This is a genomic window from Idiomarina piscisalsi, assembly GCF_002211765.1.
GTDB classification, from domain to species: domain Bacteria; phylum Pseudomonadota; class Gammaproteobacteria; order Enterobacterales; family Alteromonadaceae; genus Idiomarina; species Idiomarina piscisalsi_A.
The window spans coordinates 1,536,017-1,562,337 of record NZ_CP022133.1 but is presented as its reverse complement, the minus strand read 5'-3'; the positions used below and the strand labels follow the sequence as shown (position 1 = coordinate 1,562,337).

Sequence of the window (26,321 nt, the reverse complement as noted above, 5' to 3'; positions counted from 1 at the left end):
TTAAAACTCCAAGTCTTCGATAATCTGTTGTTTAAGCGCTTGTTTTTGTTGTTCATCCAGTGACGTATTATCTTCTGACGTGACAATGAACAAATCTTCAGCCTGTTCGCCAATCGTGGTGATTTTAGCCGCCAGCAGGGTCACGTTTTGTTGCTGTAAAATAGCCGCCAGTTTAGCAATAAGTCCCGGTCTGTCTAGTGTTACCAGCTCAAAAGTGGTACGGCCCTGATGTTTGCTGGGAATAAAGGATACCTCAGTTTTCACTGAAAAGTTTTTCATTCGGCGTGAAAGCGGGCGATTGGTTTTAGGAACCGGCACTCGTTTGTGCAATACGTCGAGCAGTTGTTGTTTGACCTCTTCAATGCGCTGCGGTTCGGTTAACGGCTTGCCGTCTCGCTGCAGAACAATGAAGGTGTCCATGACAAAACCATCGCGTGTTGCCAGTATCTGGGCGTCTAAAATACTCAGTTGCTGGCTGTCTAAAACCCCGGCAACAGACGCAAATAAATGGCTTTCCTCGTGGTGATAAATGAACAGCTCGGTGGTGCCGTAGTTGTTTTCATCGCCAATGAGGATGAGCGGCAATTGATCCGTCGGTAAATTAAGAATGTGTTGTGAGTGCCAACTAATTTGTTCTGCGGTGTGACGGAAAAAGTAGTCTGCAGTAAAGCGCCCCCAAAGGGCGTTAATGTTACCTTTATCAAAACCGGCACTGAGCAATAGTGCCATAGCGCTGGCTTTGTTTTCTTTTATTTTTTCACGGACATCCAGTGTGGGTTGGCTGCTATCTTGTTGCAGCAAATACGCAGTTGCGTTGTAGAGCTCCTCTAAAAGAGTCGCTTTCCAGTTATTCCACAATGACTGGTTGGTGGCACGAATGTCAGCAACCGTCAGGCAATAGAGAAAGTCCAGCCGTTCAACGGTTTGTACTTGGTTAGCGAACTCCTGAATCACTTCCGGATCATGAATGTCACGCTTTTGGGCGGTGACAGACATGGTTAAGTGGTGACGCACTAACCAGGCAACCAACTCGGCGTCATCTTCGGAATACCCGTGCTGATGACAGAAGTTGCGGGCGTCCATTTCACCAAGCTCGGAATGATCGCCACCACGACCTTTTGCGATATCATGGAATATGCCGGCCAGATACAAACAGTACTTACGTTCCATTTGCCCAACGATTTTTTCGCATAGCGGGAATTGATCGGCGTATTTTTCGTCGCTGTAACGATATAAATTTCGGACTAAGCGGAACGTGTGTTCATCTACTGTGTATGCGTGGAATAAGTCGAATTGCATTTGTCCGACTATCTGTTGCCATTGTGGTAGGTAACTGGCTAACACACTGTGGTGATGCATGAGTGAAAAAGCCAATCCGCAACCGCGCTCGTGCTGAATCAACTGATTAAACTTTTCACGACAATCGGGGTGATGGCTCAGTGGCTCGCCAAGCTGCCCGCGGGCGTTGCGAATCAGTCTTATCGTGTTCGAGTGAATCCCGGTTATTTGTGGGTACTCGGCAATACAAACGAAAGCGCGAATGAGATTAACTGGGTTATCGAAAACCTCATCGTGGCGTGCGGTTAATAGTGTATTTGAAATGGCAAAGTCGCGATCAATGAGCTCGGCATCCTGAAGGTCTTGTGTACCCAGAATGGCCTGATGAAAAAACTGCAGTAGCATTTGGTTAAGTTCACTGACTCGCAGTACGACTTTGAAATAGTCTTTCATCATGGTTTCGACAGACGATTTGCCTTCATTACCGTACCCTAAACGAACGGCGACGCCGGGTTGGAAATCGAACAGTAAGCGGTCTTCACGTTTTGCCGCTTCAATGTGCAGTGCAAAGCGAATGCGCCAAAGCCAATTCATACAGTCTCGCAGTTCGACGAATTCGTCAGCGGTCATGTAACCGTATTCAACCAGGTTTTCGTCCGAGTGAGTCTGAAAGTGTCGTTTAGCTATCCAACCGATGGTCTGGATATCGCGTAGCCCACCGGGACTCGACTTAATATTGGGTTCGAGGTTATAAGAGGTGCTGTGGTATTGTTGATGGCGCTGCTGTTGCTCGTCCAGCTTAGCTTGGTAAAAATCCCGGCTGCTCCATGGAAAGTCATTGATTAAGTGCTGCTGGAAGTCGTTGAATAATTCGTCTGACCCGGCCAGAAAGCGACTTTCTATCAGGTTGGTCGCAACCGTAATATCCTCAGCCGCTTGCTGAAAGCACTCATCGATAGAGCGAACAGAGTGGCCGATATCGAGATGTAAATCCCAGAGAAAGGTAATTAAACGACTCAGTTTGTCTTCAATCTTATGAAGCTGATTACTGGTGTTATCAATCAGTATTAATAAATCAATATCAGACCCCGGATGAAGGGTTTCTCGGCCATAACCACCGACGGCAATTAAGGTGGCGGGCTCTTCGGTAAGCTTAAATTGAGCCCATAACTGATTGAGCAGCTGATCAAAAAACGTCGCTCGATGATGCACCAACTCGTCAATGTCTGCGGTGACAAAGCGTGTGGCTGACCAGTTTTGGTAACTGGTCAGCAGCTCTTTATAATCCTTTGTCTGCGGGATGCTGTCGCGGCTTGGCCAATGGCCGTGAAAATCTTTGTCATTGTCAGCATTGACCATAAGCGTGACCTTTAATCGTTGTGTTCAATAACCCGCGGTAAGTCGGGCTCGTCATTGCGCAAAGTCAGTACTTCTACGCCGTTTTCTGTGACGAGCAAGGTATGCTCCCACTGAGCACTTAAACTGCGATCTTTTGTTAGTACGGTCCAACCATCTTTCATTAACTTGGTTTGGCGTTTGCCGGCATTTACCATCGGTTCAATGGTAAAGCACATGCCTGGTTTGAGTTCTTCACCGGTACCTGCTTGGCCATAATGAAGAATTTGAGGGTCTTCGTGGAATACCGCGCCAATGCCGTGCCCACAATATTCGCGTACGATTGAGTAGCCGTGGCCTTCTGCGTGCTTTTGAATAACTTCAGCAAAGTCACCAAGGCGAATACCGGGCTTCACCATTTCTATTGCTTTATATAAGGATTCTTGCGTAACGCGAATAAGGCGCTCAGCTAAAATGGAAGGCTTTCCAACGACGAACATTTTTGATGTATCACCGTGATAACCATCCAGTTTCACAGTGACATCGATATTCATGATATCGCCGTCTTTGAGTTTCTTTGGCCCTGGAATACCATGGCACACACAATGGTTAACTGAGGTGCAAATTGACTTAGGGAAACCGTGATAATTCAGCGGCGCAGGGTAAGCACCGTGATCGGTAATGTATTTATGGCAAATGTCATCAAGCTCTTCAGTGGTTACGCCGGGCTTTACATGCTCGCCTATCATTTCCAGTACACTGGCGGCGAGCTTGCCCGCTGCGCGCATCTTTTCAATTTCTTCCGGAGTCTTAATAGAGATGCTCATTTTGTTACTCGTCCATACCGCTCTTAAAAAACGACAGTTTAACAGCCGCAGCAAAACTTCGCTATGTTCGCTCACCAAGGGCTTTTAAAAACACGATTTAAGTGGTTTTTAGTTGTTGTTGCAGCGGCTTTATGGTATAAAACGCACGCTTTTTCGGTTGGCCGGATATTCTCTTTAATAAATGGTCACCGCAACGAGCAACTTAATAAACAATTGTATAATCCACACATACACCGGCACATAAGGCGGGGTGCTTAGTTCGACTAAGTCGTCTTATGGGGTGTATGGAGGCTTAACCCCTTACAAAAGGAAAATATTATGGCTAACGTGTCAATGCGTGACATGCTGAAAGCAGGTGTCCACTTCGGTCACCAAACTCGTTTCTGGAACCCGAAAATGAAACCTTACATTTTCGGTGCTCGTAACAAGATTCATATCATTAACCTCGAAAAGACTGTGCCAATGTTCAACGATGCGTTGAGCTACATGCAGCACGTTGCTTCAAACAAAGGTAAAATTCTGTTTGTTGGTACTAAGCGCGCAGCGTCTGAAGCGGTTAAAGAAGCAGCTAACAACTGTGGTCAGTACTACGTTAACCACCGTTGGTTAGGCGGTATGCTGACAAACTGGAAAACAGTACGTCAGTCTATCAAGCGTTTGAAAGACCTTGAAACAATGAGCCAAGACGGCACTTTCGACAAGCTTACTAAAAAAGAAGCGTTGGTTAACACCCGCGAAATGGAAAAGCTTGAGAAAGGTTTAGGCGGTATTAAGAACATGGGCGGCTTGCCTGACGTTCTTTTCGTTATCGATGCTGACCACGAGCACATTGCAATTAAAGAAGCGAACAACCTGGGTATTCCTGTTGTTTCTGTTGTTGATACTAACTCAGATCCAGACGGCGTTGACTACATTGTTCCAGGTAACGATGACGCAATCCGTGCGGTACAGTTATACCTGAACTCAGCTGCTGATGCGATTAAAGAAGCGCGCGTAGCACAGGTTGAAGCGAAAGACTCTGACGACTTCGTCGAAGCAAGTGAATAATCGAGGATAGAGATCATGGCAATTACAGCAGCTCAAGTTAAAGAACTGCGCGAGCGCACAGGCGCTGGCATGATGGACTGCAAAAAGGCATTGCAGGAAGTCGACGGCGATATGGAAGCCGCAATTGAACTGATGCGTAAAAGTGGTCAGGCTAAAGCCGCTAAGAAAGCGGGTCGTGTTGCCGCTGAAGGTGTTATCTTAGTTAAGTCTGAAGGCAGCCAGGCAACATTAGTTGAACTGAACTGTGAAACTGACTTCGTTGCTCGTGACGAAAACTTCTTAGGCTTCGGTGAGAAAGTTATCAACGCTGCGTTCGCTAACAAAGAAAACGACGTTGAAAAACTGAAAGCAACTGACATCGGTGGCGAAACAGTTGAGAAAACTCGTGAAGACTTAGTCGCTAAAATTGGCGAGAACATGAATGTTCGTCGCGTTCAAACGATTGAAGCTGGTGACGTTGTTGCAACTTACACACACGGTGCTCGCATCGGTGTTGCTGTTGCATTAACTGGCGGTGACGAAGATTTAGCTCGTGACCTGTGTATGCACGTTGCAGCAAGCAGCCCTCAGTTTGTTAAGCCTGAAGACGTAGACGCAGAAGTAGTTGAAAAAGAGCGTTCTATTCAGGTTGATATCGCTATGCAAAGCGGTAAGCCTAAAGAAATTGCTGAGAAAATGGTTGAAGGCCGTATGCGTAAGTTTACCGGCGAAATCAGCCTGACTGGCCAGCCTTTCGTTAAAGATCCATCAATGACTGTTGGTGAATTATTGAAGAAAGCTGGCGCAGACGTTGTTACTTTCGTACGCTTTGAAGTGGGCGAAGGCATTGAGCGTAAAGAAGAAGATTTTGCTTCTGAAGTTCAGGCTCAAGTGGCAGCAGCGAACAAAGGTTAATCTAGTGGTTTCGACCAACTTGATACCATAAAAATACAACCGCGTCTTGAGCGTTCAGGACGCGGTTTTTTTTAACCTAAATAAGAGTAGAGGCAATAATGACTACCCATCCTAAACCCAGTTATCGACGCATATTGTTAAAGCTCAGTGGTGAAGCGCTTATGGGCGATGAGCCATTTGGTATCGATGCCAAAGTGTTAGATCGCATGGCGCAAGAAATTAAAGAACTGGTTGAACTTGGGGTTCAGGTCGGTTTGGTCATTGGTGGCGGTAACTTATTCCGCGGTGAAGGTCTTGCAAAAGCTGGCATGAATCGAGTTGTGGGTGACCACATGGGTATGTTGGCGACGGTCATGAATGGATTGGCTATGCGTGACGCATTGCACCGTGCCTTTGTTAACGCTCGCCTTATGTCGGCCATTGAATTGACTGGTGTGTGCGACAGTTACAACTGGGCAGAAGCTATTAGCTTGCTTAAGTCTGGTCGCGTTGTTATTTTCTCTGCCGGTACGGGTAATCCGTTCTTCACAACGGATTCTGCAGCTTGTTTACGTGGTATTGAAATTGAAGCTGAAGCCGTTTTGAAAGGTACAAAGGTTGATGGTGTCTATTCAGATGATCCGGTTAACAATCCGGACGCCACTCTTTATAAGCACATAAACTATAATGATGTGCTTGAGAAACAGCTTAAAGTCATGGATCTAGCGGCATTCACTCTTGCCAGAGATCATGGTTTACCGATTCGGGTGTTTAATATGAATAAGCCCGGCTCTCTGCGATCAGTGATTCTTGGTGAAGAAGAAGGTACACTGATCAGTCACGATGCAGAATAAGACAGATTCTAAGATTAAAGGGTACAAACAGTGATAAAAGAAATTATTGAAGATGCAAAGTCGCGCATGGAAAAGAGTGTAGAATCACTGCGCAGTCAAATGTCAAAAGTACGCACGGGTCGTGCTCACCCAAGCATTCTTGATGGTGTCATGGTGAATTACTACGGTACAGATACGCCGCTTAAGCAGTTGGCTAATATCACGACTGAAGATTCTAGAACTCTGGCTTTAACTGTATTTGATAAATCATCATCACAAGCCGTCGAAAAAGCGATTATGGATTCCGACTTAGGTTTGAATCCAGCGTCTGCAGGTGCTGTTATTCGTATTCCGTTACCACCGCTAACGGAAGAGCGTCGTAAGGACTTAGTGAAGATTGTTCGTGCGGAAGCTGAACAAGGCCGTGTCGCCGTGCGTAACATTCGTCGTGATGCAAACGGTGACATTAAAGAGTTGTTAAAAGAAAAAGAAATCACTGAAGATGAAGAACGCCAAGCGGAAGATGAAGTTCAAAAGCTGACCGATAAATACGTCAAGCAAATCGACGAAGCGTTGAAAGCAAAAGAAGAAGACTTGATGGAAATATAAGCATCAGGCAATGACTTCATTGGTGTATGACGCCGTGTCAGGTATACTCGCACGGCGTTTTTTAATGTTCATGGCTGATACATGAAAGAACTACCGTCAATAAAACAGTTAGTCCCCAAACACGTTGCCCTTATTATGGACGGTAACGGACGCTGGGCGAAGCAACGAGGCAAAGCAAGGACATCGGGTCATAAGGCCGGTGCTGAAGCTGTGCGTCGTGCGGTCGCTTTTGCAAGGCGTAATGGCATAGAGTCGTTGACGCTTTTTGCGTTTAGCAGCGAGAATTGGAACAGACCAGCAACAGAAGTTTCGTTGCTGATGGAGCTGTTTATGTCGGTTCTCAAAAAAGAGGTCGTGAAACTCGACGAAAATAATATTCGGCTGCGAATTATTGGCGATAAAAGCCGCTTTTCTAAGCGTCTACAAAAACAAATTGCACAGGCGGAAGAAAAAACCGCAGGCAACGATCAGTTAACGCTGAATATTGCTGCCAACTATGGCGGTCAGTGGGACATTACACAAGCCTGTCGAGCCATGGCTCAAAAAGTCGAAAGTGGTGAATTAACGGCTGATGAGATAACAGGTGAAGCACTTGCGGACAACTTGATGCTGTCTAACCAAGCCACACCGGACTTACTGATTCGTACTGGTGGTGAGCACCGCATCAGTAATTTTCTGTTATGGCAACTGGCGTATGCAGAGCTGTTTTTTACGCCTGTATTATGGCCTGACTTTGACGATACCACCTTTGCAGAAGCCATTAACGACTTTGCACAGCGTGAACGTCGGTTTGGACTGACCAGCGAACAGCTAACTATGCTAATGCAAGACATAGATACTCGGACAGAGGAATAACACTTGCTAAAACAACGAATTTTAACGGCATTATTACTCATTCCAATTGCGCTCTACTGCGTCTTTTTGCTCCCACTTTGGGGCTTTTCATTGTTTATTCAGGCCGTCATTATGATGGGCGCCTGGGAATGGTCTCCGCTAATGGGGGTACGTCGTAAGTCAGCCAGAATTGCATACGTAGCCTTTATAGGAGCCATTATTGGTGTGTTGTCCTGGTTGGTACCCTTGGGCGATTTATGGGCGAACGACGGTGCATTAAACAGCGTGACTTATTACACAATCGTATTGGGCGGTGTTTGGTGGGTTGTGGCGTTGGCCTTAATCGTAAACTACCCATCAAGTCGCCGCGTTTGGTCCAGAACCCGCGCAATTGTTGGTGTTTTTGGGGTGCTTATTTTTATCCCTACGTGGGCGGCTTTAATGACCGTTCGCTCAATCAATTTTGAAGATAACCCTTATTTTGGTGGTTGGGTCGTTCTGTTTATTCTCTTACTGGTGTGGGCGGCTGACGTTGGCGCTTATTTTGCAGGTGTGCGCTATGGTCGCAATAAGATGATGCCCGCAGTGAGTCCTGGTAAAACCATGGAAGGGCTTTGTGGCGGCGTTACCTTGGCTTTTGTCGTGATGATGGTGGTTGCGCATTGGACAAAAGTACCTGCCGATCAATTTACCGGTTATTACCTGACCGGACTCTTTACTGTAGTCGCTTCGGTGTTTGGCGATTTAAACGAAAGTATGTTCAAACGCAGTGCCGGTGTTAAAGACAGTGGTTCAATTTTGCCCGGTCACGGCGGAATTTTGGATCGAATAGACAGTCTTACCGCGGCAGTACCGGTATTTACTTTGGCTTATCTGGAGTTTTTGCATTAATTCTATGCGCAGTATAACCATACTTGGAGCAACGGGCTCTATTGGGCAGAATACGCTGGACGTTGTGTCACGACACCCTGGTGACTTTTCGGTGTACGCGCTGACAGCCAATAGCCAGGTAGGTGCTATGGCTGAATTGTGCCTAACTTATAAACCACAATTCGCAGTGATGGGCTCTAAGAAAGTAGCGGACGAATTAGAGTCAGCGCTAAGTGGCAAGGTTTCAACTCAGGTTTTATACGGCGAGAAAGCATTAATCGACGTGAGTCAAAGTAACGAGGTTGATACAGTAATGGCGGCTATTGTTGGCTCCGCTGGCTTAAAGCCAACACTGGCAGCCATCGATGCGGGCAAAACTGTTCTACTTGCCAATAAAGAAGCTCTGGTCATGAGTGGGCAGCTGTTTATTGATCATGCCAATCGCTCAGGGGCGAAAATCTTACCCGTTGATAGCGAACATAACGCAATTTTTCAGTGTTTGCCTAAAGAAGCTCAGGAACAAGTTGGTTCAATGCAGTTGAGTGAACATGGTGTCGACTACTTACTATTGACTGGCTCTGGCGGTCCGTTTCGCGACTTGCCTGTTCACGAACTCGATAAACAAACCCCGAAAGCAGCCTGTAATCACCCTAACTGGTCAATGGGGCAAAAAATTTCGGTGGATTCTGCGACAATGCTGAATAAAGGGCTTGAGTATATTGAAGCGCGTTGGCTGTTTAATTGTTCAGAGTCTGAGTTGAAAGTGGTTATTCATCCACAAAGTGTCATTCACTCAATGGTGCAATTTACCGACGGTTCGGTTTTAGCGCAAATGGGGCAACCAGATATGCGCACCCCAATTGCACATACTCTGGGATACCCAGAGCGGTTACGAAGTGGCGTTGGAGGTCTCGATTTCAGTACGCTGAATGAACTGACGTTCAAACAGCCGGACTACGCACGCTACCCGTGTTTGAAGCTTGCTATTCAGGCGTGTTGGGATGGTCAATGGGCAACAACGACGTTAAACGCGGCCAACGAAGTCGCGGTGCAAGCTTTTTTGGAAGGCCATATCCTGTTTACTGATATCGCAAAAGTGTGTGATTACTCGTTGCAAAAAACAGAATCGGTTGTTGCTGACAACCTTGATGTATTGGCACAACTCGATGCCCAGTCTCGTCGGCAGGCCTCTAAGTGGATCAAGGAGTACGGGGTATGTTAGAGATTTTATGGTACGCCTTATCTTTCGTTGTCACTCTGGGCATTCTCGTTGCTTTTCATGAGTTTGGTCACTTTTGGGTGGCTCGTCGCTGTGGGGTTAAAGTACTGACATTCTCTATTGGTTTCGGGCGTCCTGTTTGGCAAAGAAAAGCAAAAGACGGCACAGTTTACCAAGTTAGCATAATACCGCTTGGCGGGTATGTCCGCATGCTGGATGAACGCGTTGATGACGTGCCAGATGCGTTAAAGGGCGTGAGTTTCAATGCACAGTCTGTCTATAAACGTTTCGCTATTGTTGCGGCAGGTCCCATCGCGAATTTTGTGTTAGCAGTGGCTGTTCTGTGGCTGATGTTTGGTGTTGGTGTTCCAACCGTTAAGCCCGTGGTAGGGGAAGTTGAGCCGGACTCTATTGCTGAAGAAGCCGGTATTCAAAAAGGCAGTGAAATACTTTATATCGACGACGTGGAAACTTATGATTGGCAGCAAGTCCAATTGGGTCTTATGTCAGCGATAGGCAATGAGCAGACAACCATAACGTTGCGAACGACTGACCAAGAAGAAGTTACGCGTGTATTAAATATCGAAAACTGGCAGTTTGATCCGGAAACTGAATCAACGTTTGGAAGTTTAGGAATTTCGGTGTATCAGCCAGAAGTTTATACCGTATTAGCTCGTGTTGAAGCTGACTCTCCGGCAGCTTTAGCGGGTTTAAAAGAGGGCGACGATGTCCTCGCTATTGATGGTCAGCGTATTGATGACTGGCGCTCCCTTCAACAGCGCATTGCTGAATCCCCGGGGGCTTTGCTTGACGTGTTAGTCCTTCGAGATGGGGAAAAAACAACCGTTCCAGTTAAAATTGGGGAACGCGATACTGAAAATGGTGTCATAGGGTATCTTGGCGTTGCGCCGAAAACGGACGCACTGCCGGAAGGGTACGTGTATAACCACCAATATGGGGTATTTAGCGGGCTCTTAAAAGGCGCTGAAAAAACTTGGGAGTTAATGGTTGTTAGCGTCAAAATGATAGGTAAACTGCTGACCGGTGATGTGTCAGTTAAGAATTTGGCAGGACCATTAAGCATTGCGGAAGGGGCCGGTGTTAGTGCAAGTAACGGCTTTGTTTACTTCTTGAGCTTTTTAGCCCTGCTGAGTGTCAATTTGGGGATTATAAATTTATTACCGTTGCCGGTTCTCGATGGCGGTCACCTGATGTTTTATTGCATTGAGTGGTTGAAAGGGAAACCGGTATCCGAAAGAGTGCAGGATATTTGCTATAGGATAGGCGGGATGTTGGTATTCGCGTTAATGGCGTTGGCAATATCAAATGATATCATCCGTTTTGCATTCTAAATCACGACATAAACAATAAGTAGCTAGTGATAATGACGTTTAAAAAGCTGTTAGTAAGTGCAATGATAGCGAGCGCTGTCGCTCCGGCTTATGCACAACAAGAAGAATTTGTTGTAGAAGATATCGAAGTTAAAGGGTTACAACGTGTCGCCTTGGGCGCTGCGTTAACTTACATTCCTGTGCGAGTCGGCGACGAAGTCAGCGAACTGCAAATTCGCAGCGCCATTCGATCTCTGTATTCATCGACTCATTTCGATTATATCGATGCAAGACGGGATGATAATACGCTTATTTTTAACGTTAGTGAGCGCCCAACGATTTCCGACATTACCTTTGACGGTAACAGCGATATTAAAGATGAGCAGCTACAAGAAAGCTTAACTGACAACAACATCGTTGTCGGGGAGCCGCTCGACAGAACGACAATTGCAGGTATCGAAAAAGGCCTTGAGGATTTTTACCACAGTGTCGGTAAATACAACGCGTCAGTTGAGGTTCAGGTCGTAGACTTACCGCGAAACCGTGTTGAACTGCGAATGACCTTTGAAGAGGGTGACGCGGCTGAAATTGCGCAAATTAATATTGTCGGCAACAAAGCGTTTTCTGATGCTCAGCTTCTTGACACCTTTGAGTTAAAAGATGATTTGCCTTGGTGGAACATTATCGGCGAAAAGCGTTATCAGAAGCAGCAGTTGAGTGGTGACCTGGAGACACTGGAATCCTTTTATCGCGACCGTGGTTACCTACGTTTTCAGGTAGAATCTGTTCAGGTATCTATGACCCCGGACCGCGAAGGCGTTTATATCACTCTGAATGTTAATGAAGGTGACAAATACAATGTCAGTGAAACGGATGTCATTGGTGATCTAAAAGGTCACGAGGAAATGATTACGCGTATCGCTCAGATTGAAGAGGGAACGCTTTATAACGCCGCGCAAATCACTTACATAGAAGACATGATAAGCCGCTTTTACGGGCGCTATGGCTATGCGTACCCAGAGGTACGAGCCATTCCGGAACATAATGAAGAAGAGAAAACGGTAAAAATTACGTTTTCCATAAATCCGGGTAAGCGCGTTTATGTGCGCCGTATTAAATTTGAAGGAAATAGCGCCACCCAAGATCGCGTTCTGCGCCGGGAAATGCGTCAGCTGGAAGGGGCATGGCTTTCGGATAGTAACGTAGAGCAGGGGAAAGTTCGTCTGGAACGTTTAGGTTTCTTTGAAACGGTTGAAACCTCAACAGAGCGTGTGGAAGGCAGTGAAGACGAAGTTGATATTACTTATAAAGTTAAAGAGCAGCCGTCTGGCTCATTTAATGCCGGTATCGGCTATGGTGACTATTCAGGTCTTCAGTTGAACGCTGGTGTACAACAAAATAACTTTTTAGGAACCGGTAACCGAGTTGGTTTTAATATCAGTACCAGTCGTTTTAATAAAAACGCTAATGTTTCTTACACCGATCCGTACTTCACCATTAATGGTGTGAGCCTTTCTGGTCAAATCTATATGAGTGAGTTTGACGCTGGGCGTGCTGAAAACTTAGTTCAGTATAACCAAAAAACTTACGGCGTATCGACAGGCCTGAGTTTTCCAATTGATGAAATTAATCGTCTAAACTTTGGCGTGGGATATAAAAACCAAGAAGTTGCTGCGGCTAATACAGATTCCTATGAGCAAATTAGTAATTTCTTTCAGCCGTTTTTAGATCCCGCAGCACCGGATGAAGCTGTCGGCTTTAATATTTACGAACTGAATGCGGGTTGGTCACGTGTAACATTAAACCGAGGAACTTTCCCTACCAGTGGGTCTTCGCAGCGTCTAGGGGTTGAAGTTGCGACACCATTGAGTGATGTGCAGTATTTTCGTTTTAACTACGACTATAAACACTACTTTCCGATTACTCGGGATCAACAATGGACTTTCTTAACCCGCCTGAATTTGGGCTACGGCAATGGTTACGGTGAAAGTGATGACGGTAATGAGTTTTTATTACCGTTCTGGGAAAACTTCCGTGTCGCAGGACAAGGTGACTTGCGTGGTTTCGAAGCTAACACCGTTGGGCCTAGAGCCGTGCAATTGGGTGGTGGTATGACGACACCTCCGGGCGTTGACGGCAGCCCTGGTGGCATTCCATCAACCAATCAGAGTGTCTTTGTCAGCCAATACGCGGTTGGTGGTAACGCCAAAGTTGTTGGTGGTTTGGAATTGATTGTACCGACACCGTTTATTGATGAAGGTATGCGCAATAGTGTAAGAACGAGCGTCTTTGTTGACTTTGGTATGGTTTGGGATACAGAATTCAATTACGATACCTATAAGGACCTGCCGATGAGCCCAAACAGTCGCTACGAATTAAGCGATTATAGCTCACCGGGAGACTTTAGAGCTTCTGCTGGTGTTTCAGTGCAGTGGATCTCCCCAATGGGGCCGTTAACCTTCTCATTAGGTCGAGCGCTTAAAGAAGTAGAAGGCGATGAAACCCAAGTGTTCTCATTTAACATTGGCACGACATTCTAATAATAAAGCTAAAATAGCAATTTGAAGGAGTAATATTTTGAAAAAGTTAATGAAATCAACAGCAGCAGCTGTCGCTATTTCAACCGCATTGTTTGCTGGTGCCGCTCAGGCGCAGCAGAAAATTGGTGTTGTTGACATGATGAACGTTTTTCAGCAGCTACCACAGCGAGAGCAAATTTCTGAAAGCCTGCAAAACGAATTTCAGGATCGCTTCGAAGAAATGCGTCAACTAGAGCAAAAAGTTCAAGAGCTTCGTCAGAAGCAAGAGCGCGACGCATCGATCATGTCAGAGGCCGAAAAAACTCAGCTGGCTCGTGAACTTGAGCAAACAATCTCTCAAGCTCAGCTTAAAAGCAAAGCATTGCAAGAGGATACTCGTCGTCGCCAGAACGAGGAGCGTAATAAGCTACTTGCTAAGGTTCAGGGCGTGATAACAGATGTTGCCGAAGAAGAAGGCTATGACATTGTTTTAGAAAGTAACGCAGTAGCGTATATGAAAAGCGACAACGACTTGTCAGACGAAGTTGTCGAGAAAATGTCTTCAGGAAATTAATATGTCTGAATACACATTGCAGCAGTTGGCTGACCATGTGGGTGGGGAGGTGCGAGGGAACTCGCAGCTCCCCATTTTGCGCGTGGCAACCTTGCAATCAGCGAGTTCTGATGCCATCGCATTTTTGGCAAACAGTCGCTATAAAAAACAGTTAGAAACAACCCAGGCCGGGGCGGTGTTAGTTAGCCCAAAGGATGATAACGATACAGTGGATAACGCGATTATCGTTAATAATCCGTATGCCGCATTTGCTCACATAGCTCAATTACTCGATACCACGCCAAAACCGGCAGAGGGCATCGCAAAAACCGCAGTGATCGCCGAGTCGGCGCACATTGGTAAAAATGTCAGTATTGGTGAGTATGCAGTAATTGAAGAAGGCGTTCATATTGGTGATAACACCCGTATTGGGCCACACTGTTATGTCGGGCGTGAAACAACAATTGGTTCTGACTGTACGTTATGGTCAGGAGTCAAAATTTATCATCAGTGCGTTATTGGTAATAACTGTCTTTTCCATTCCGGAGCGGTTGTCGGAGCTGATGGTTTTGGCTGGGCGCCAGAAGATGGTAAATGGGTTAAAATACCTCAGTTAGGTCGAGTCGTTATCAAAGACAACGTGGATATTGGCGCAAGTACCACCATTGATCGCGGAGCGTTAGACGATACCGTCATAAGCTCTGGCTGTATTATCGATAACCAGTGCCAAATCGCTCATAATGTCTTTATTGATGAAGACACCGCCATTGCAGGTTGTACGGTATTAGCCGGAAGCTGCCATATCGGTAAACGCTGCATGATTGGTGGCGCGTCAGCGATTAACGGACATATCAGTATTTGTGATGACGTCCAAATTATGGGCTTCGCCATGGTGATAAAAGAAATTACCGAGCCTGGTGTTTATGCATCGGGCATACCGGCAGCCAACCACCGTGAGTGGCGGCGCAACGGTGCGCGCTTTAGACAGCTGGATGACTTATTCAAGCGTGTAAAAGAGCTCGAGAAAAAAGCAGATTAACTTTCAAGGTGAATGGTTTGAAAATAAAGGACTCAGGATTTGATATTCAGGGCGTACTTGAGTTACTCCCGCATCGCTATCCATTTTTGCTCATTGACAGAGTTATTGAAACAAACTCAAAAGATTCGTTACATGCTATAAAAAATGTGAGCTTTAACGAGCCAATGTTTAATGGACACTTCCCGGAAAAACCTATTTTCCCGGGCGTTTTGCTGTTAGAAGCAATAGCGCAAGCCTGTGGTCTACTGGGATTCAAAATTACCGAAAGTAAGAAAAATGCGAACGACTTGTATTTGTTCGCGGGTATTGATAACGCACGTTTCAAACGCCAGGTTGTGCCTGGCGATACAATCGACTTTTATGTGACGTTTGAAAAAGAACGTCGCGGTATCTGGAAGTTTAGAGGTCGTGCCGAAGTCGATGGCGAAGTCGCGTGTACGGCTGACATTATCTGTGCAAGAAGAGAAGTGTAGTGATTCACGAAACAGCAATTATCGATCCTAAAGCACGTATTGGCGCGAACGTCAGTGTTGGTCCATGGACAGTTATCGGGCCGGACGTTGTTATTGGTGATAACTGTGACATTCGCTCTCATGTTGTTCTGAAAGGACCAACCACTATCGGGCAGAGTAATACGATTTATCAATTCGCCTCGGTGGGAGAGGACTGCCAAGATAAAAAGTACGCCGGTGAACCCACTGAACTGGTAATTGGCGATAATAACGTTATTCGTGAATCGGTGACCATTCATCGGGGGACAATTCAGGATAACAGTATCACTAAAATTGGCGATAATAATTTGTTCATGGCCTATGTGCATGTGGCGCACGATTGCATGATTGGCGACAACAATATCTTTGCTAACCAAGTGAGTTTAGCTGGGCATGTGCATATTGGTGACTGGGTTATTCTTGGTGGTATGACAGGCGTTCATCAGTTTTGTCATATTGGTTCTCATGCCTTTGCAGCCGTGAACTCCATTGTCGTACAAGACATTCCTCCGTTTGTGATGGCGCAGGGACATAATGCACGTCCCCGTACAATAAATGCAGAAGGATTGAAACGTCGCGGCTATACACCAGAGCAAATTCAAAATATCCGCCGAGCTTATAAGCTGCTGTACCGCGCGGGACACACGACCGAAGAAGCGCTAGAGCATATTGAAGCCTTAAATGAACCTGCTTTGGATGGCTTTACTGACTTTGTTCGCCATAGCAGTCGTGGCATTATTCGCGGCTGATTTGGCCGAGTTTATCCACCGGTAATTAGCGATCTTAAAATGAAAGATAGCACTGCACGCTCTTTGAAAATAGCGCTGGTTGCCGGTGAACATTCCGGCGACTTACTTGGTTCAGGTCTTATCAAAGCGTTAAAGCAACGACACACCAACATCGAGTTTATCGGTGTGGGCGGACCGTTAATGCATGAACAAGGCCTCGAGTCGTTTTTCCCGATGGATGACCTTGCCGTTATGGGCATTGCCGAAGTACTCAAGCAGCTTCCTAAGCTGCTAAAACACAGAAAGCAACTGGTTCAGTATCTTATTGATGAACAGCCCGATGTCATGGTGGGAATAGACGCACCAGACTTTAACCTTACGGTCGAAAAGCGTTTAAAGAGAGCCGGTATTCCTACCATACATTACGTCAGCCCTTCTGTATGGGCCTGGCGTGAAAACCGTATAAAAGGCATTAAGCAGTCGGTTAACCATGTATTGTGTTTGCTACCGTTCGAAAAAGAGTTTTACGATAAGCATCAATTACCGGCCACCTTTGTTGGTCATCCCCTGGCTGATGATATCCCTCTTGAATGGAGCAAAAACGACGCAAGAAATGAGCTGAACATAGAGCCACACGGAAAGTACTTAGCTATTTTACCGGGTAGCCGTTCTGGTGAAATTGAGCGCATGGCTCCTGTGTTTTTAAATGTAGCGAAACGCCTTGCTCAACAATATCCCGAGCTTAAGTTTGTTGCACCGATGATAAGCGAACAGCGGGCAGAGCAGTTTACTGAGCTAGTCAAGCAACACGCTCCGGAACTCGCAATAGATACGCCAATTGGTCATAGTCGTCTGACCATGGCGGCATCTGATTATTTACTGTTAACCTCGGGTACGGTTGCGCTGGAAGCGTTGTTAATAAAGCGTCCAATGGTTGTTGCATATCGCTTTCACTGGCTAAGTTATCAAATTATTAAGCGACTTTTTCATGCGCCTTTCTTCTCGTTACCTAACCTATTAGCGGGGCGCGAAATTGTTCCTGAGCTGGCTCAGGCTGAAGCGTCAGAAGACAACATTGAAAAAGAACTATCGAGCCTTATTGAGTCCGATAATCACGAGTTGTTAGAGCAGTTCACTCAGATACATCAGCAGCTTAAAGTCACCGCGAGTGAAAAGGCGGCGGATGTTGTTGAGTCCTTTCTATAATTTAGAATCTTAGCGCCGATAATCTAAACTCTTCTTTTGCCGTAATAACTTCTATTATAAGCGTAATGCTTTTAAAGGAGTTTATTATGGGTTTATTAGTTGATGGTCAGTGGCACGATAAGTGGTACGACACCAAAAAACATGGCGGTCGTTTTGTTCGTAGTGAGTCACAGTTTCGTTCGACCATAGAGAAAGACGGTGAGTTTGAGCCTGAATCAGGGCGTTACCATCTTTATGTATCTTATGCATGCCCGTGGGCGCATCGGGCGCTCATTTTTAGAAAATTAAAAGGCCTGGAATCTCATATTGACGTATCCGTCGTTAAGCCTCTGATGGTGGAAAATGGATGGGAGTTTGGCGAAGTACCGCTGAATGAGCCTTTGTATGGTCTCGACTTCATGTACGAGTTGTATTTGAAAGCGGACAGCAACTACAGCGGTCGCGTCACCGTGCCGGTGTTGTGGGATAAAAAGAAGCAGACCATTGTAAATAACGAATCTGCGGAAATCATTCGTATCTTTAATTCGAGCTTTAACGAGTTAACGGGCAACACGGAAGACTTTTACCCACAGCAGTTACGCAGCGACATTGATAGCGTCAACGAGTGGGTCTATCACAGTATCAATAATGGCGTGTATAAAAGCGGCTTCGCAACCACGCAGGAAGCGTATGAAGAAGCGTTCGATGAGCTTTTCACGGCTCTCGATCGTGTAGAAAGTATTTTATCGAAACAGCGCTATTTAGCCGGCAATCAAGTCACCGAAGCCGACTGGCGATTGTTTACTACGTTAGTGCGCTTTGACGCGGTGTATTTCGGACATTTTAAGACCAACAAAAAGCGCATTGTTGATTATCCGGCAATGTGGAATTACCTGCGGGAACTTTATCAGTATCCGGGCGTTAAAGAGACGGTGGTCATGGATCACATTAAAACGCATTACTATGCCAGCCATAAAACCATTAACCCGACGCAAGTGGTGCCGAAGGGGCCGGATATCGACTTTGAACAGCCACATAATCGGGAGACATTAAAGTGAGTGTCATTAAAAGCAGACATCGTGGTATGCCGGCGCAAGATGGTGCTGGCGTTAAGCTGACCCGGGTCATTAATCAGCCTGGCTTGAGGCATCAGGATCCGTTTCTGATGCTGGATGAGTTTCGATCAGACAACCCGGACGATTACATTGCGGGCTTTCCACCGCATCCGCATCGGGGCTTTTGTACGCTAACGTACATGCTGGCAGGCACCATGGAGCACAAAGACTCCGTGGGTAATACGGGGGAAGTGGAAGCCGGCGGCGTGCAATGGATGAAGGCGGCGAAAGGCATTATTCACGCGGAAATGCCAAAACAGGTCGAAGGTCTTATGTGGGGCTTTCAGCTGTGGGTTAATCTACCAGCCTCGGAGAAAATGAGCGACCCTGAGTGGTTTGACTTTCCTTCAGAGAAAATACCTGAAGTGCAAGCCGGTAACACAACACTGCGCTTAATCGCAGGCAATTACGGTAACGAGAAAGGACCGGTATCCTTGTCGGGTCGCGACTTTTTCATGGCGGACGTTAAGCTCAGTGGCGAGTTAGAGTTAAAGTCACAGCAACAGGAAAAGCGTTTAGCCTATGTTTACGAAGGCGAACTCGAATTAAACGGCGAGACCGTGTCTCGTGGCGAGCTGCTGCAACTCGACAGCAACTCCGATTTGGCGCTTAAAAGTGGCTCGGGAGCCGGGCTTATTGTGCTGGCTGCAAAACCCATTAAAGAGCCTATTGCACAATACGGTCCATTTGTTATGAATACGTCTGACGAGTTGGACTCGGCAATAAAAGACTATCAAAACGGAACGCTGGCTGCTAATCAGAAGCTTTAGCGCAGACCCAGCTCTTCGGTTTCTTCGAGTAACTGTTCGTAACGTTGTGTATGACTGCCGGAGAGCTGCAGCCCTTCGAGAACCTTAAAGCAATGCTCACATTCTTTTTTTAAAGTGGTTTTGTTGGCACTCGGGTTTTCTTCTGTAAATCGAACCGCGGCCTGAATAAAGTTCAGCGCAGCACCGCTATTGAGTGGCGCCAGTTCCATTGACTGACGAAAGTCATTTAACGCCTGTTGGTAAATGCCGGCTTGATACGCTTCAGCGCCTTGTCGATGAATTTTGAAGAATGCGTCCTGCTGTTGTTGAGCTGCTGCCATGCGTGATTTGAGAATTTTTAGTGTGTAACTGTCCAGCTTGACTTTCTCCGCTTGTTGGCCGGCTAGCATATTCGCTTTTTCGTATTCTCCAACGTCAAGCAATACGGCAATAACGTCGGGTAGCAAATTGCGGTCAATCTCACGGTTGTTGGCCAAATCTTCGCCGACCACTTCATTTAAGCGATGCTGAGCCTCGCGCAAACGCCCGTTGAAGGAATCAATACGGGAAAGGAGAATGGCTTCGAGGTCTTCAAAGGAAATGTTGGCGTGCAATAAATGCTCATCATAACGTGCGCGCTGAAGCTCCATCGTAGCCTCAGTCTGATACTTGCTGATTTGCTGCGGTGTGTCGCTGTTTTCGGCCGCATCGAGAATACTACGTAGATAGTTACATAAATGCTCCGCATTACGAAACACCGATTTACGCGCTATTTGTAGCACGTTATTCATGGCCTGTTTGGCTAAGTCAAAGTCGCCATTGTCGCGAGCAATGTGGGCCAGTCGGGTTTGTCTGTCGATTGAGAACGGCGCCATAGTAATGGCATCGCGAGCGCTGTTCAGTGCTTCCTCAAGCTGCTGTTGTTGTAAATAACATTCGGTTTTTAAATCCTGTGCTTCTATCGCGTGAGGCATCCGTTTAAGAATATGGTTAATAATATTCAATGCCTCTTCCGGGGAATTCTGTAGTAACCGAGTTTCAGCAAGCTTTAAAAACACCCAACTGTGAGAGTTATCCTCCAACAACTCTTTTATCGCCTTTTCTGCTTCGCGTAGCTGACCGGTTTTATTGTAGAGCTCTATTTGCAGCTTGCGGCAGTAATTACTGTAGCGGCTGTTCGTCGCAATGTGTTTTTCGCACGCCTTAATACAGTCTTCGTAATTATGAGAGGTAAGTGCCTGAAAGACATCTTTTAGCCACATACGGCGTTTGTAGGCACGGGTCAGACGAGAGCGTAGCACTCGGTGTGAGAATGGCTTCATTAAATAATCATCAGGCTGAAGCTCAAGGGCACTCAGTACCATAGGCCGTGAATTGTCGCCGGTAATGATAAAGAAAAGGGTATGTGGCTTCATCAGCCCACGCACTTGCAACTCTTCTAACACCTGACGGCCGTTTTTACCCGAGCCAAGGTTGTAATCGACCAATAGAATATCGTGTGGGTTCTTTACGTAGGCAGCAATGCCTGCTTCTCCCGTGCTTTTGACCTGGACCTCTTTTGCCCCCAAATTGAGCAGTGAGCCTTTAAGCATGACTTGAAAGGGCTTCTGATCATCAATCAGTAGCACACGCTTGTTATTGAGCTCCAGAGTTTTATCCATTCTTGTGGCAGGCACCTTTAATTAATCACTTAGCAACAGCATACTGTCTAAATACAACAATGTTAAGCAGCAACAGGATGATATATGCAAGCTTTACAACTGTCTGAAGGAAAAGTGCACTGGTCTGAAGTGCAGCCATTACCACAACCTGCCGGTAATGAGGTTACTGTCAAAGTGTCGAGCGTCGGTGTGAACCGAGCGGACTTAATGCAGATAGCAGGCAAATATCCACCGCCTCCGGGGGCATCTGACATACCCGGTTTAGAGGTCTCAGGCATTGTCGCAGAGGTTGGCTGCAGTGTGAGTAGTCTGCAAAAAGGGCAACGGGTTGCTGCTTTGTTGGCCGGCGGAGGTTTTGCTGAATACGTTAATGTGCCAGCTGAACAAGTGCTCTTTGTACCTGATAACTGGACGGATGAAATGGCCGCAGGTTGGCTGGAAACCTTCGCTACGGCCTATTTAAATGTCTTTATGCTGGCAAACCTGCAACCGAAAGAGTTGGTTATGACACATGCCGGGGCAAGTGGTGTCGGGTCGTCGCTTATTCAACTATGCAGAGAAAGTGGTAATCCAATAACAGCTGTTGTTGGCAGTTCTGATAAAGAGATCTTTTGTAAAGAACTTGGCGCCACGGACACTATTAATCGTTACCAGCAGGACATTATTGAAACCATGAAGGATATTGGCGGTGTCGATGTGGTGCTGAATCCAGTAGCAGGCGACTCCATCGGAAAAGATCAGCACTATTTAAACCAAGACGGTCGTATCATTCTTATTGGTTTGATGGGGGCGCGCGAAGGCACGGTCGATTTTGGGCGTATGCTTATGAAGCGGCAACGCATTATAGGCTCTACGCTGCGTTCTTTAGCGCCAGAGCGCAAAGGTGAAATACTGACACAAATGTGGCAGCAGTTTGGCCCTCAGTTTACGAGTGGTGCAATACAGCCAGTTATTGATAAAACATTTGAGCAGAAGGACATTCAGCAAGCACTTGATTATGTTGCTGCGAATAAAACACAAGGAAAAGTTATCGTGAAAATTGACGGGTAAGTCGAGAGAAATGAAAAGTGGTGGAGGGGGCAGGATTCGAACCTGCGAAGGCTGAGCCGTCAGATTTACAGTCTGATCCCTTTGGCCACTCGGGAACCCCTCCACTCAAGAGGCGCGTATAATAACAGCCAGAGCTGAGCTGTAAAGAGAAAACTTAAACTTTCCTGACTTTGGACGATAACAAGAGTATCTCAGGTTATTTTCTAAGGTCAGTATGAGCCAAGTTCAGTCGGTTCAGCACAGAGCATCGGACATTTTTGAGCAGCACGCGAGTGAAGCCGTTAATCATGGCTTCGCCGGCGAGTTTGCTTATTGGGTGTCGGTGTTGGGCGCTGACCCGGTCATTGAGGATAGCCAATACGACCAAACAAACTGGCAACGAACCATTGGTGCTGCTCGAGCTCGTCCTTTAGAGCCGAATGAAAACACAGTTTTAGCCAGCGGTATCTATAAGTCAGTCAGCCAACTGTCTGACTTTAAGCTTCAGGATGCCACACACCCTCAGCCGCTTGTGCAGGACGCAAGCCCTGACCGCTTGCCTATTGAGTTGCTTCATAATTTAGATTGGCGTGTGCGCCAGCGCGTTGAAAAGAAAAAGTCAAAGCAAGAAGAGTCAGAGCTGAACGATTATCGAAAGCGCGGCCCGGCGGGGCTTTACGATGTGCTACAAAAATTAGGTATTACGCACTAAGCATTTCATCGTTTCTCTGGTTCGGGCATAATGGCTGTGATGTTTCGCAACCAATAGCCTTGCAGCCACATGAAGCAATTACCTCCGGAAGACGAAGATCGCATTGATGCGTTTACTGAGCATTTATGGCTGCATCATGGCGCGAGTGAGAATACGCAAGCCGCTTACCGAAGTGATTTGCGCCGTTTTTGCGAGTATCTGCTTCCTAACAAAATACCGTTGCTTGAGGTTGATGAATTAACGCTTCAAGACTACTTGCTGTGGCGCCGCACTCAGGGGCTATCGCCTCGCAGTACTTCTCGCTTTCTAAGTTCGGCAAAGAAATTCTTTCAGTTCGCAGTAAAGCAGCAATGGGTATCGTATAACCCTACCGCTAAGTTAAAACGACCAAAGCTTCCACAGAATATTCCGCATTCATTGAGCGAGGCAGACGTTGAAAACTTATTGCAGGCACCGGAAGTTGATACTGCTATAGGTCTTCGCGATCGCACGATGCTGGAAGTGTTGTATGCAACCGGTTTGCGTGTCACTGAATTGGTTCGCTTGCAATATGATCAGGTAAGCCGACAGCAAGGTTTGGTGCGGGTGGTTGGTAAAGGCGATAAAGAGCGACTGGTTCCGTTAGGCGAAGAAGCGCTGGAATGGCTGGAGCGCTATTTAAAACACGGTCGCACCGCACTGACAGACAAACAAAGCCCCTGGGTGTTTGTGACCAAGCGTGGCTCACTACTGACTCGTCAGGCTTTTTGGTATCGATTGCGGTATTATGCGGAAACAGCCGGCATATACGCTCATTTATCGCCACATACGTTACGCCATGCGTTCGCCACTCACTTACTGAACCATGGCGCCGACTTAAGGGTCTTACAGTTGCTATTAGGACACAGTGACTTGTCGACCACCCAAATCTACACGCAAGTTGCCAGAGAGCGCCTGCAAGCCTTACACGCACAGCATCACCCGCGCGGATAATTGCATTTTAAGCGGTAACAGGGTAGGGTTCGGTCATCAATTATAAGAGGTATTTATGCAGTATTTGAAGACGTTATTGGCTGTATCTGCGATGGTTTTTTCGATGCTTTCTGCGCCAGTATTGGCTGACAAATTAGACACTCGCTATTTAAACCACAAGGGTATTGAAATCATCTCGACTGAGCCCGGCGAAATTGACGGCTATGTTCGCGCGGTAACGAATCAGGGCATATTTTATGTGTCAGAAGATGGTAAAAGGTTAATCAGTGGTAGTGTTTTTGATATTACAAAACCTGGGTATGAGAACCTGACAGAAAAGGGCAATGGAGCGGTTCGAAAAGAAATGCTAACGGACTTTGTAGACGATATGATCGTTTACAAAGCCGACGACGAGAAATACAAAGTAACGGTATTCACTGACACAACTTGCGGTTACTGCCAAAGACTGCATGAAAACCTCGACAGTTACTTAAGTGCTGGTATCACCGTTCAGTACTTAGCATTCCCGCGTGGCGGCCTAGATAGTAAAGGCGGTCAGGAACTGCAAGCTGTTTGGTGCGCAGACGACAAAAAGGCTGCAATAAGTGCTTTTAAAGACGAAGAAAGCTACCGTGGCAATAGCTCATGTAATAACCCGGTTGAAGCGCATTATGCTTTGGGTAAGTCGTTTGGTGTCACCGGGACGCCAGCAATTATTTTACCCGATGGCCGTTTAATTCCAGGTGCCGTGCCCGCCCGTCGCCTGTTGTCTGAATTAAGAAAGTAGTTCAGCAGTTACAATGACAGATTACACAATACGCCGTTACTCGACGGTCAGTGACGAGTTTCTGCCGCACAATGTGTCGCCATTGCTGCGGCAAATTTATGCACGCCGCGGTGTCAGTAACGAACAAGAACTTTCTCTTAAAGCTGCCGGGCTCACGCACTTTTCAAGTTTAAAAGGTATTGATTCTGCGGTTAATATCTTGGCAGATGCACTTGAAAAACAGTCACCCGTTTGTATTTGCGGCGACTTTGATGCTGACGGTGCGACCAGTTCAGCGCTTATGGTGTCGGCCCTAACTGCTTTTGGTTTCGCGCACGTTGGGTATCGTGTTCCCAATCGAATGACTGACGGCTATGGGTTGTCGGTATCTATGGTGGAAGAACTTGCCGCTAAAGACATTAAAGTTATTGTCACCGTTGATAATGGCATAGCGGCTCACGAGGCCATTGAACGGGCCAATGAACTGAATATGAAAGTGATTGTTACCGATCACCATTTACCTGCGCAGACTCTGCCTAATGCAGACGCTATTGTGAATCCAAACCAGCCCTACTGCTCGTTTCCCAGCAAAAACTTAGCCGGCGTTGGCGTTGCCTTTTATGTACTGCTGGCGTTGCGCGCCCATTTAAGAGAGAAACAGCCGACGCCAAATTTAGCAGATTGGCTCGATTTGGTGGCGTTAGGGACCGTGGCAGATGTTGTGCCTCTGGACTACAACAATCGGATTTTGGTCCATCAGGGGCTTGCACGAATAAAGCAGGGTCTTTGCCGTCCGGGCATTCAGGCACTGCTGGACGTATCTAATCGCAATGCCGCACAGCTTAATGCCAGTGATTTGGGGTTCGCGTTGGCACCTAGAATTAATGCGGCAGGGCGGCTGGATGACATAAGCCTGGGGATTGAGTGTCTGTTGGCAGAAAAGGAGCACGCACAGCGGCTGGCGCAGCAGCTGAACGAGCTTAATCTGCAGCGCAGAAATATTGAATCCGATATGCGGGAGCACGCTGAGGCTGTCGTTGCAAAATTGCAGTTCGATACTGGCCAGGTTCCTGACTTAGTGACCTTGTACCAGCCTGACTGGCATGCCGGCGTTATCGGTATTGTTGCCGGCCGAGTGAAAGAGCAGGTAAATCGTCCGGTTATTGCGCTGGCGCATGAAGATGATGAAGTATTGAAAGGTTCTGCACGTTCTGTCAGTGGTTTGCATATGCGAGATTTGCTTGAGCGCATACATACGCTTGAACCTAATATTATGGAACGCTTTGGTGGCCACGCGATGGCAGCAGGTTTAACCTTAAAGAAAAACAATTTAGAGCGGTTTTCGGAGCTAGCTCAACAAGTTGCCGGGGAGTGGCTGACGGAAGAGCAAAAGCAGCGTGTTTATTGGTCTGATGGAGAACTCACTTTATCAGAACTGTCGATAAACAATGTTGATATGTTGCAAAATGCTGGTCCCTGGGGGCAGCATTTCCCGGAGCCTATGTTCGACGGAGAGTTTGAAATAGTTGACCAGCGTATTGTTGGTGAGAAGCACTTAAAATGTGTGCTTAGGCACCCCCAGGGCGATGTGTTAGATGCGATTGCATTTAATGTCGATACCAACGAATGGCCGAATAATAGTGTCCAGCGCGTTGAGTTGTTATACAAGCCGCAATTAAATCACTTTCGCGGTAAAACTTCTGTGCAGTTGCTGGTAGAGCAAATTCGCGCAATACGTTAAACTACGCCCCTTTCAAAATTCAAAGA

The 26,321-nt window shown here is 46.7% G+C and carries 24 protein-coding genes and 1 tRNA gene; 21 read left to right on the top strand and 4 right to left on the bottom strand.

Translation table 11 applies throughout. The features are described from left to right. Nucleotides 1-2,637, bottom strand: a complete 2,637-nt coding sequence (glnD, locus tag CEW91_RS07575) for a [protein-PII] uridylyltransferase (protein WP_088768403.1) — start codon at nt 2,635-2,637, stop codon at nt 1-3. Nucleotides 2,638-2,648: 11 nt separating this feature from the next. Next, nucleotides 2,649-3,440, bottom strand: a complete 792-nt coding sequence (gene map, locus CEW91_RS07570) for a type I methionyl aminopeptidase (RefSeq protein ID WP_088768402.1) — start codon at nt 3,438-3,440, stop codon at nt 2,649-2,651. 318 nt (nt 3,441-3,758) lie between these two features. Here map and rpsB point away from each other — a divergent pair, with 318 nt between their 5' ends. From rpsB to CEW91_RS07490, 16 genes are all read left to right on the top strand, one after another. After that, nucleotides 3,759-4,487: a 30S ribosomal protein S2 gene (rpsB, locus tag CEW91_RS07565; RefSeq protein WP_053952693.1), complete on the top strand. Its 729-nt coding sequence runs from the start codon at nt 3,759-3,761 to the stop codon at nt 4,485-4,487. Nucleotides 4,488-4,502: 15 nt separating this feature from the next. Beyond that, nucleotides 4,503-5,381 (top strand): translation elongation factor Ts, encoded by an 879-nt coding sequence (gene tsf, locus CEW91_RS07560; RefSeq protein WP_053952692.1) that lies wholly within the window; start codon nt 4,503-4,505, stop codon nt 5,379-5,381. Nucleotides 5,382-5,479: 98 nt separating this feature from the next. After that, nucleotides 5,480-6,214 (top strand): UMP kinase, encoded by a 735-nt coding sequence (pyrH, locus tag CEW91_RS07555; RefSeq protein ID WP_088768401.1) that lies wholly within the window; start codon nt 5,480-5,482, stop codon nt 6,212-6,214. A 30-nt stretch (nt 6,215-6,244) separates the two neighbouring features. Next, nucleotides 6,245-6,802 (top strand): ribosome recycling factor, encoded by a 558-nt coding sequence (frr, locus tag CEW91_RS07550; protein WP_088768400.1) that lies wholly within the window; start codon nt 6,245-6,247, stop codon nt 6,800-6,802. An 81-nt stretch (nt 6,803-6,883) separates the two neighbouring features. Then, nucleotides 6,884-7,657 (top strand): polyprenyl diphosphate synthase, encoded by a 774-nt coding sequence (gene uppS / locus CEW91_RS07545; protein ID WP_088768399.1) that lies wholly within the window; start codon nt 6,884-6,886, stop codon nt 7,655-7,657. 3 nt (nt 7,658-7,660) lie between these two features. Then, nucleotides 7,661-8,527 (top strand): phosphatidate cytidylyltransferase, encoded by an 867-nt coding sequence (locus tag CEW91_RS07540; RefSeq protein WP_088768398.1) that lies wholly within the window; start codon nt 7,661-7,663, stop codon nt 8,525-8,527. A gap of 4 nt (nt 8,528-8,531) precedes the next feature. Then, complete coding sequence (gene ispC / locus CEW91_RS07535; protein ID WP_088768397.1) at nt 8,532-9,728, top strand: 1-deoxy-D-xylulose-5-phosphate reductoisomerase; 1,197 nt, start codon at nt 8,532-8,534, stop codon at nt 9,726-9,728. Then, complete coding sequence (gene rseP, locus CEW91_RS07530; protein ID WP_088768396.1) at nt 9,722-11,077, top strand: sigma E protease regulator RseP; 1,356 nt, start codon at nt 9,722-9,724, stop codon at nt 11,075-11,077. The genes ispC and rseP overlap by 7 nt, the downstream gene beginning before the upstream one ends. Nucleotides 11,078-11,109: 32 nt before the next feature. Next, a complete protein-coding gene (gene bamA, locus CEW91_RS07525) occupies nt 11,110-13,596 on the top strand; it encodes an outer membrane protein assembly factor BamA (RefSeq protein ID WP_088768395.1) in 2,487 nt (828 codons plus the stop codon). 37 nt (nt 13,597-13,633) lie between these two features. Further along, the gene (locus CEW91_RS07520) at nt 13,634-14,149 is read left to right on the top strand and encodes an OmpH family outer membrane protein (protein ID WP_088768394.1); all 516 of its coding nucleotides are present in this window, start codon (nt 13,634-13,636) and stop codon (nt 14,147-14,149) included. 1 nt (nt 14,150) lies between these two features. Beyond that, nucleotides 14,151-15,167: a UDP-3-O-(3-hydroxymyristoyl)glucosamine N-acyltransferase gene (lpxD, locus tag CEW91_RS07515; protein WP_088768393.1), complete on the top strand. Its 1,017-nt coding sequence runs from the start codon at nt 14,151-14,153 to the stop codon at nt 15,165-15,167. A 17-nt stretch (nt 15,168-15,184) separates the two neighbouring features. Then, on the top strand, nt 15,185-15,640 hold the full coding sequence (gene fabZ, locus CEW91_RS07510; protein ID WP_088768392.1) for a 3-hydroxyacyl-ACP dehydratase FabZ: 456 nt from the start codon (nt 15,185-15,187) through the stop codon (nt 15,638-15,640). Next, nucleotides 15,640-16,407 (top strand): acyl-ACP--UDP-N-acetylglucosamine O-acyltransferase, encoded by a 768-nt coding sequence (gene lpxA, locus CEW91_RS07505; protein ID WP_088768391.1) that lies wholly within the window; start codon nt 15,640-15,642, stop codon nt 16,405-16,407. Before fabZ ends, lpxA begins: the two co-directional genes overlap by 1 nt. Before the next feature lie 39 nt (nt 16,408-16,446). Further along, nucleotides 16,447-17,592 (top strand): lipid-A-disaccharide synthase, encoded by a 1,146-nt coding sequence (lpxB, locus tag CEW91_RS07500; RefSeq protein ID WP_088768390.1) that lies wholly within the window; start codon nt 16,447-16,449, stop codon nt 17,590-17,592. A gap of 86 nt (nt 17,593-17,678) precedes the next feature. Continuing rightward, nucleotides 17,679-18,629, top strand: a complete 951-nt coding sequence (locus CEW91_RS07495; RefSeq protein WP_088768389.1) for a glutathione S-transferase family protein — start codon at nt 17,679-17,681, stop codon at nt 18,627-18,629. Next, a complete protein-coding gene (locus tag CEW91_RS07490; protein WP_088768388.1) occupies nt 18,626-19,456 on the top strand; it encodes a pirin family protein in 831 nt (276 codons plus the stop codon). Before CEW91_RS07495 ends, CEW91_RS07490 begins: the two co-directional genes overlap by 4 nt. On the opposite strand, the gene CEW91_RS07485 is transcribed toward CEW91_RS07490, so the two are convergent. Continuing rightward, nucleotides 19,453-21,096 carry a tetratricopeptide repeat-containing response regulator gene (locus tag CEW91_RS07485; protein WP_088768387.1) on the bottom strand — a complete coding sequence of 548 codons (1,644 nt, stop codon included), beginning with the start codon at nt 21,094-21,096 and terminating at the stop codon, nt 19,453-19,455. The two genes, CEW91_RS07490 and CEW91_RS07485, sit on opposite strands and share 4 nt — an antisense overlap. A gap of 84 nt (nt 21,097-21,180) precedes the next feature. Here CEW91_RS07485 and CEW91_RS07480 point away from each other — a divergent pair, with 84 nt between their 5' ends. Further along, the gene (locus CEW91_RS07480; protein ID WP_088768386.1) at nt 21,181-22,146 is read left to right on the top strand and encodes an NAD(P)H-quinone oxidoreductase; all 966 of its coding nucleotides are present in this window, start codon (nt 21,181-21,183) and stop codon (nt 22,144-22,146) included. A gap of 18 nt (nt 22,147-22,164) precedes the next feature. Here the strand turns inward: CEW91_RS07480 and CEW91_RS07475 are convergent. Then, nucleotides 22,165-22,249 (bottom strand) — tRNA-Tyr (locus CEW91_RS07475). A 111-nt stretch (nt 22,250-22,360) separates the two neighbouring features. On the opposite strand from CEW91_RS07475, the gene CEW91_RS07470 reads away from it, so the two are divergent. The 4 genes from CEW91_RS07470 (at nt 22,361) to recJ (ending at nt 26,295) form a co-directional block, all read left to right on the top strand. Then, nucleotides 22,361-22,837 carry a VC2046/SO_2500 family protein gene (locus CEW91_RS07470; RefSeq protein WP_088768385.1) on the top strand — a complete coding sequence of 159 codons (477 nt, stop codon included), beginning with the start codon at nt 22,361-22,363 and terminating at the stop codon, nt 22,835-22,837. Between the two features lie 69 nt (nt 22,838-22,906). After that, nucleotides 22,907-23,809, top strand: a complete 903-nt coding sequence (gene xerD / locus CEW91_RS07465; RefSeq protein WP_088768384.1) for a site-specific tyrosine recombinase XerD — start codon at nt 22,907-22,909, stop codon at nt 23,807-23,809. Nucleotides 23,810-23,864: 55 nt separating this feature from the next. Further along, nucleotides 23,865-24,575 carry a thioredoxin fold domain-containing protein gene (locus CEW91_RS07460; protein ID WP_088768383.1) on the top strand — a complete coding sequence of 237 codons (711 nt, stop codon included), beginning with the start codon at nt 23,865-23,867 and terminating at the stop codon, nt 24,573-24,575. Between the two features lie 13 nt (nt 24,576-24,588). Further along, nucleotides 24,589-26,295 carry a single-stranded-DNA-specific exonuclease RecJ gene (gene recJ, locus CEW91_RS07455; protein WP_088768382.1) on the top strand — a complete coding sequence of 569 codons (1,707 nt, stop codon included), beginning with the start codon at nt 24,589-24,591 and terminating at the stop codon, nt 26,293-26,295. Nucleotides 26,296-26,321: the final 26 nt, after the last annotated feature.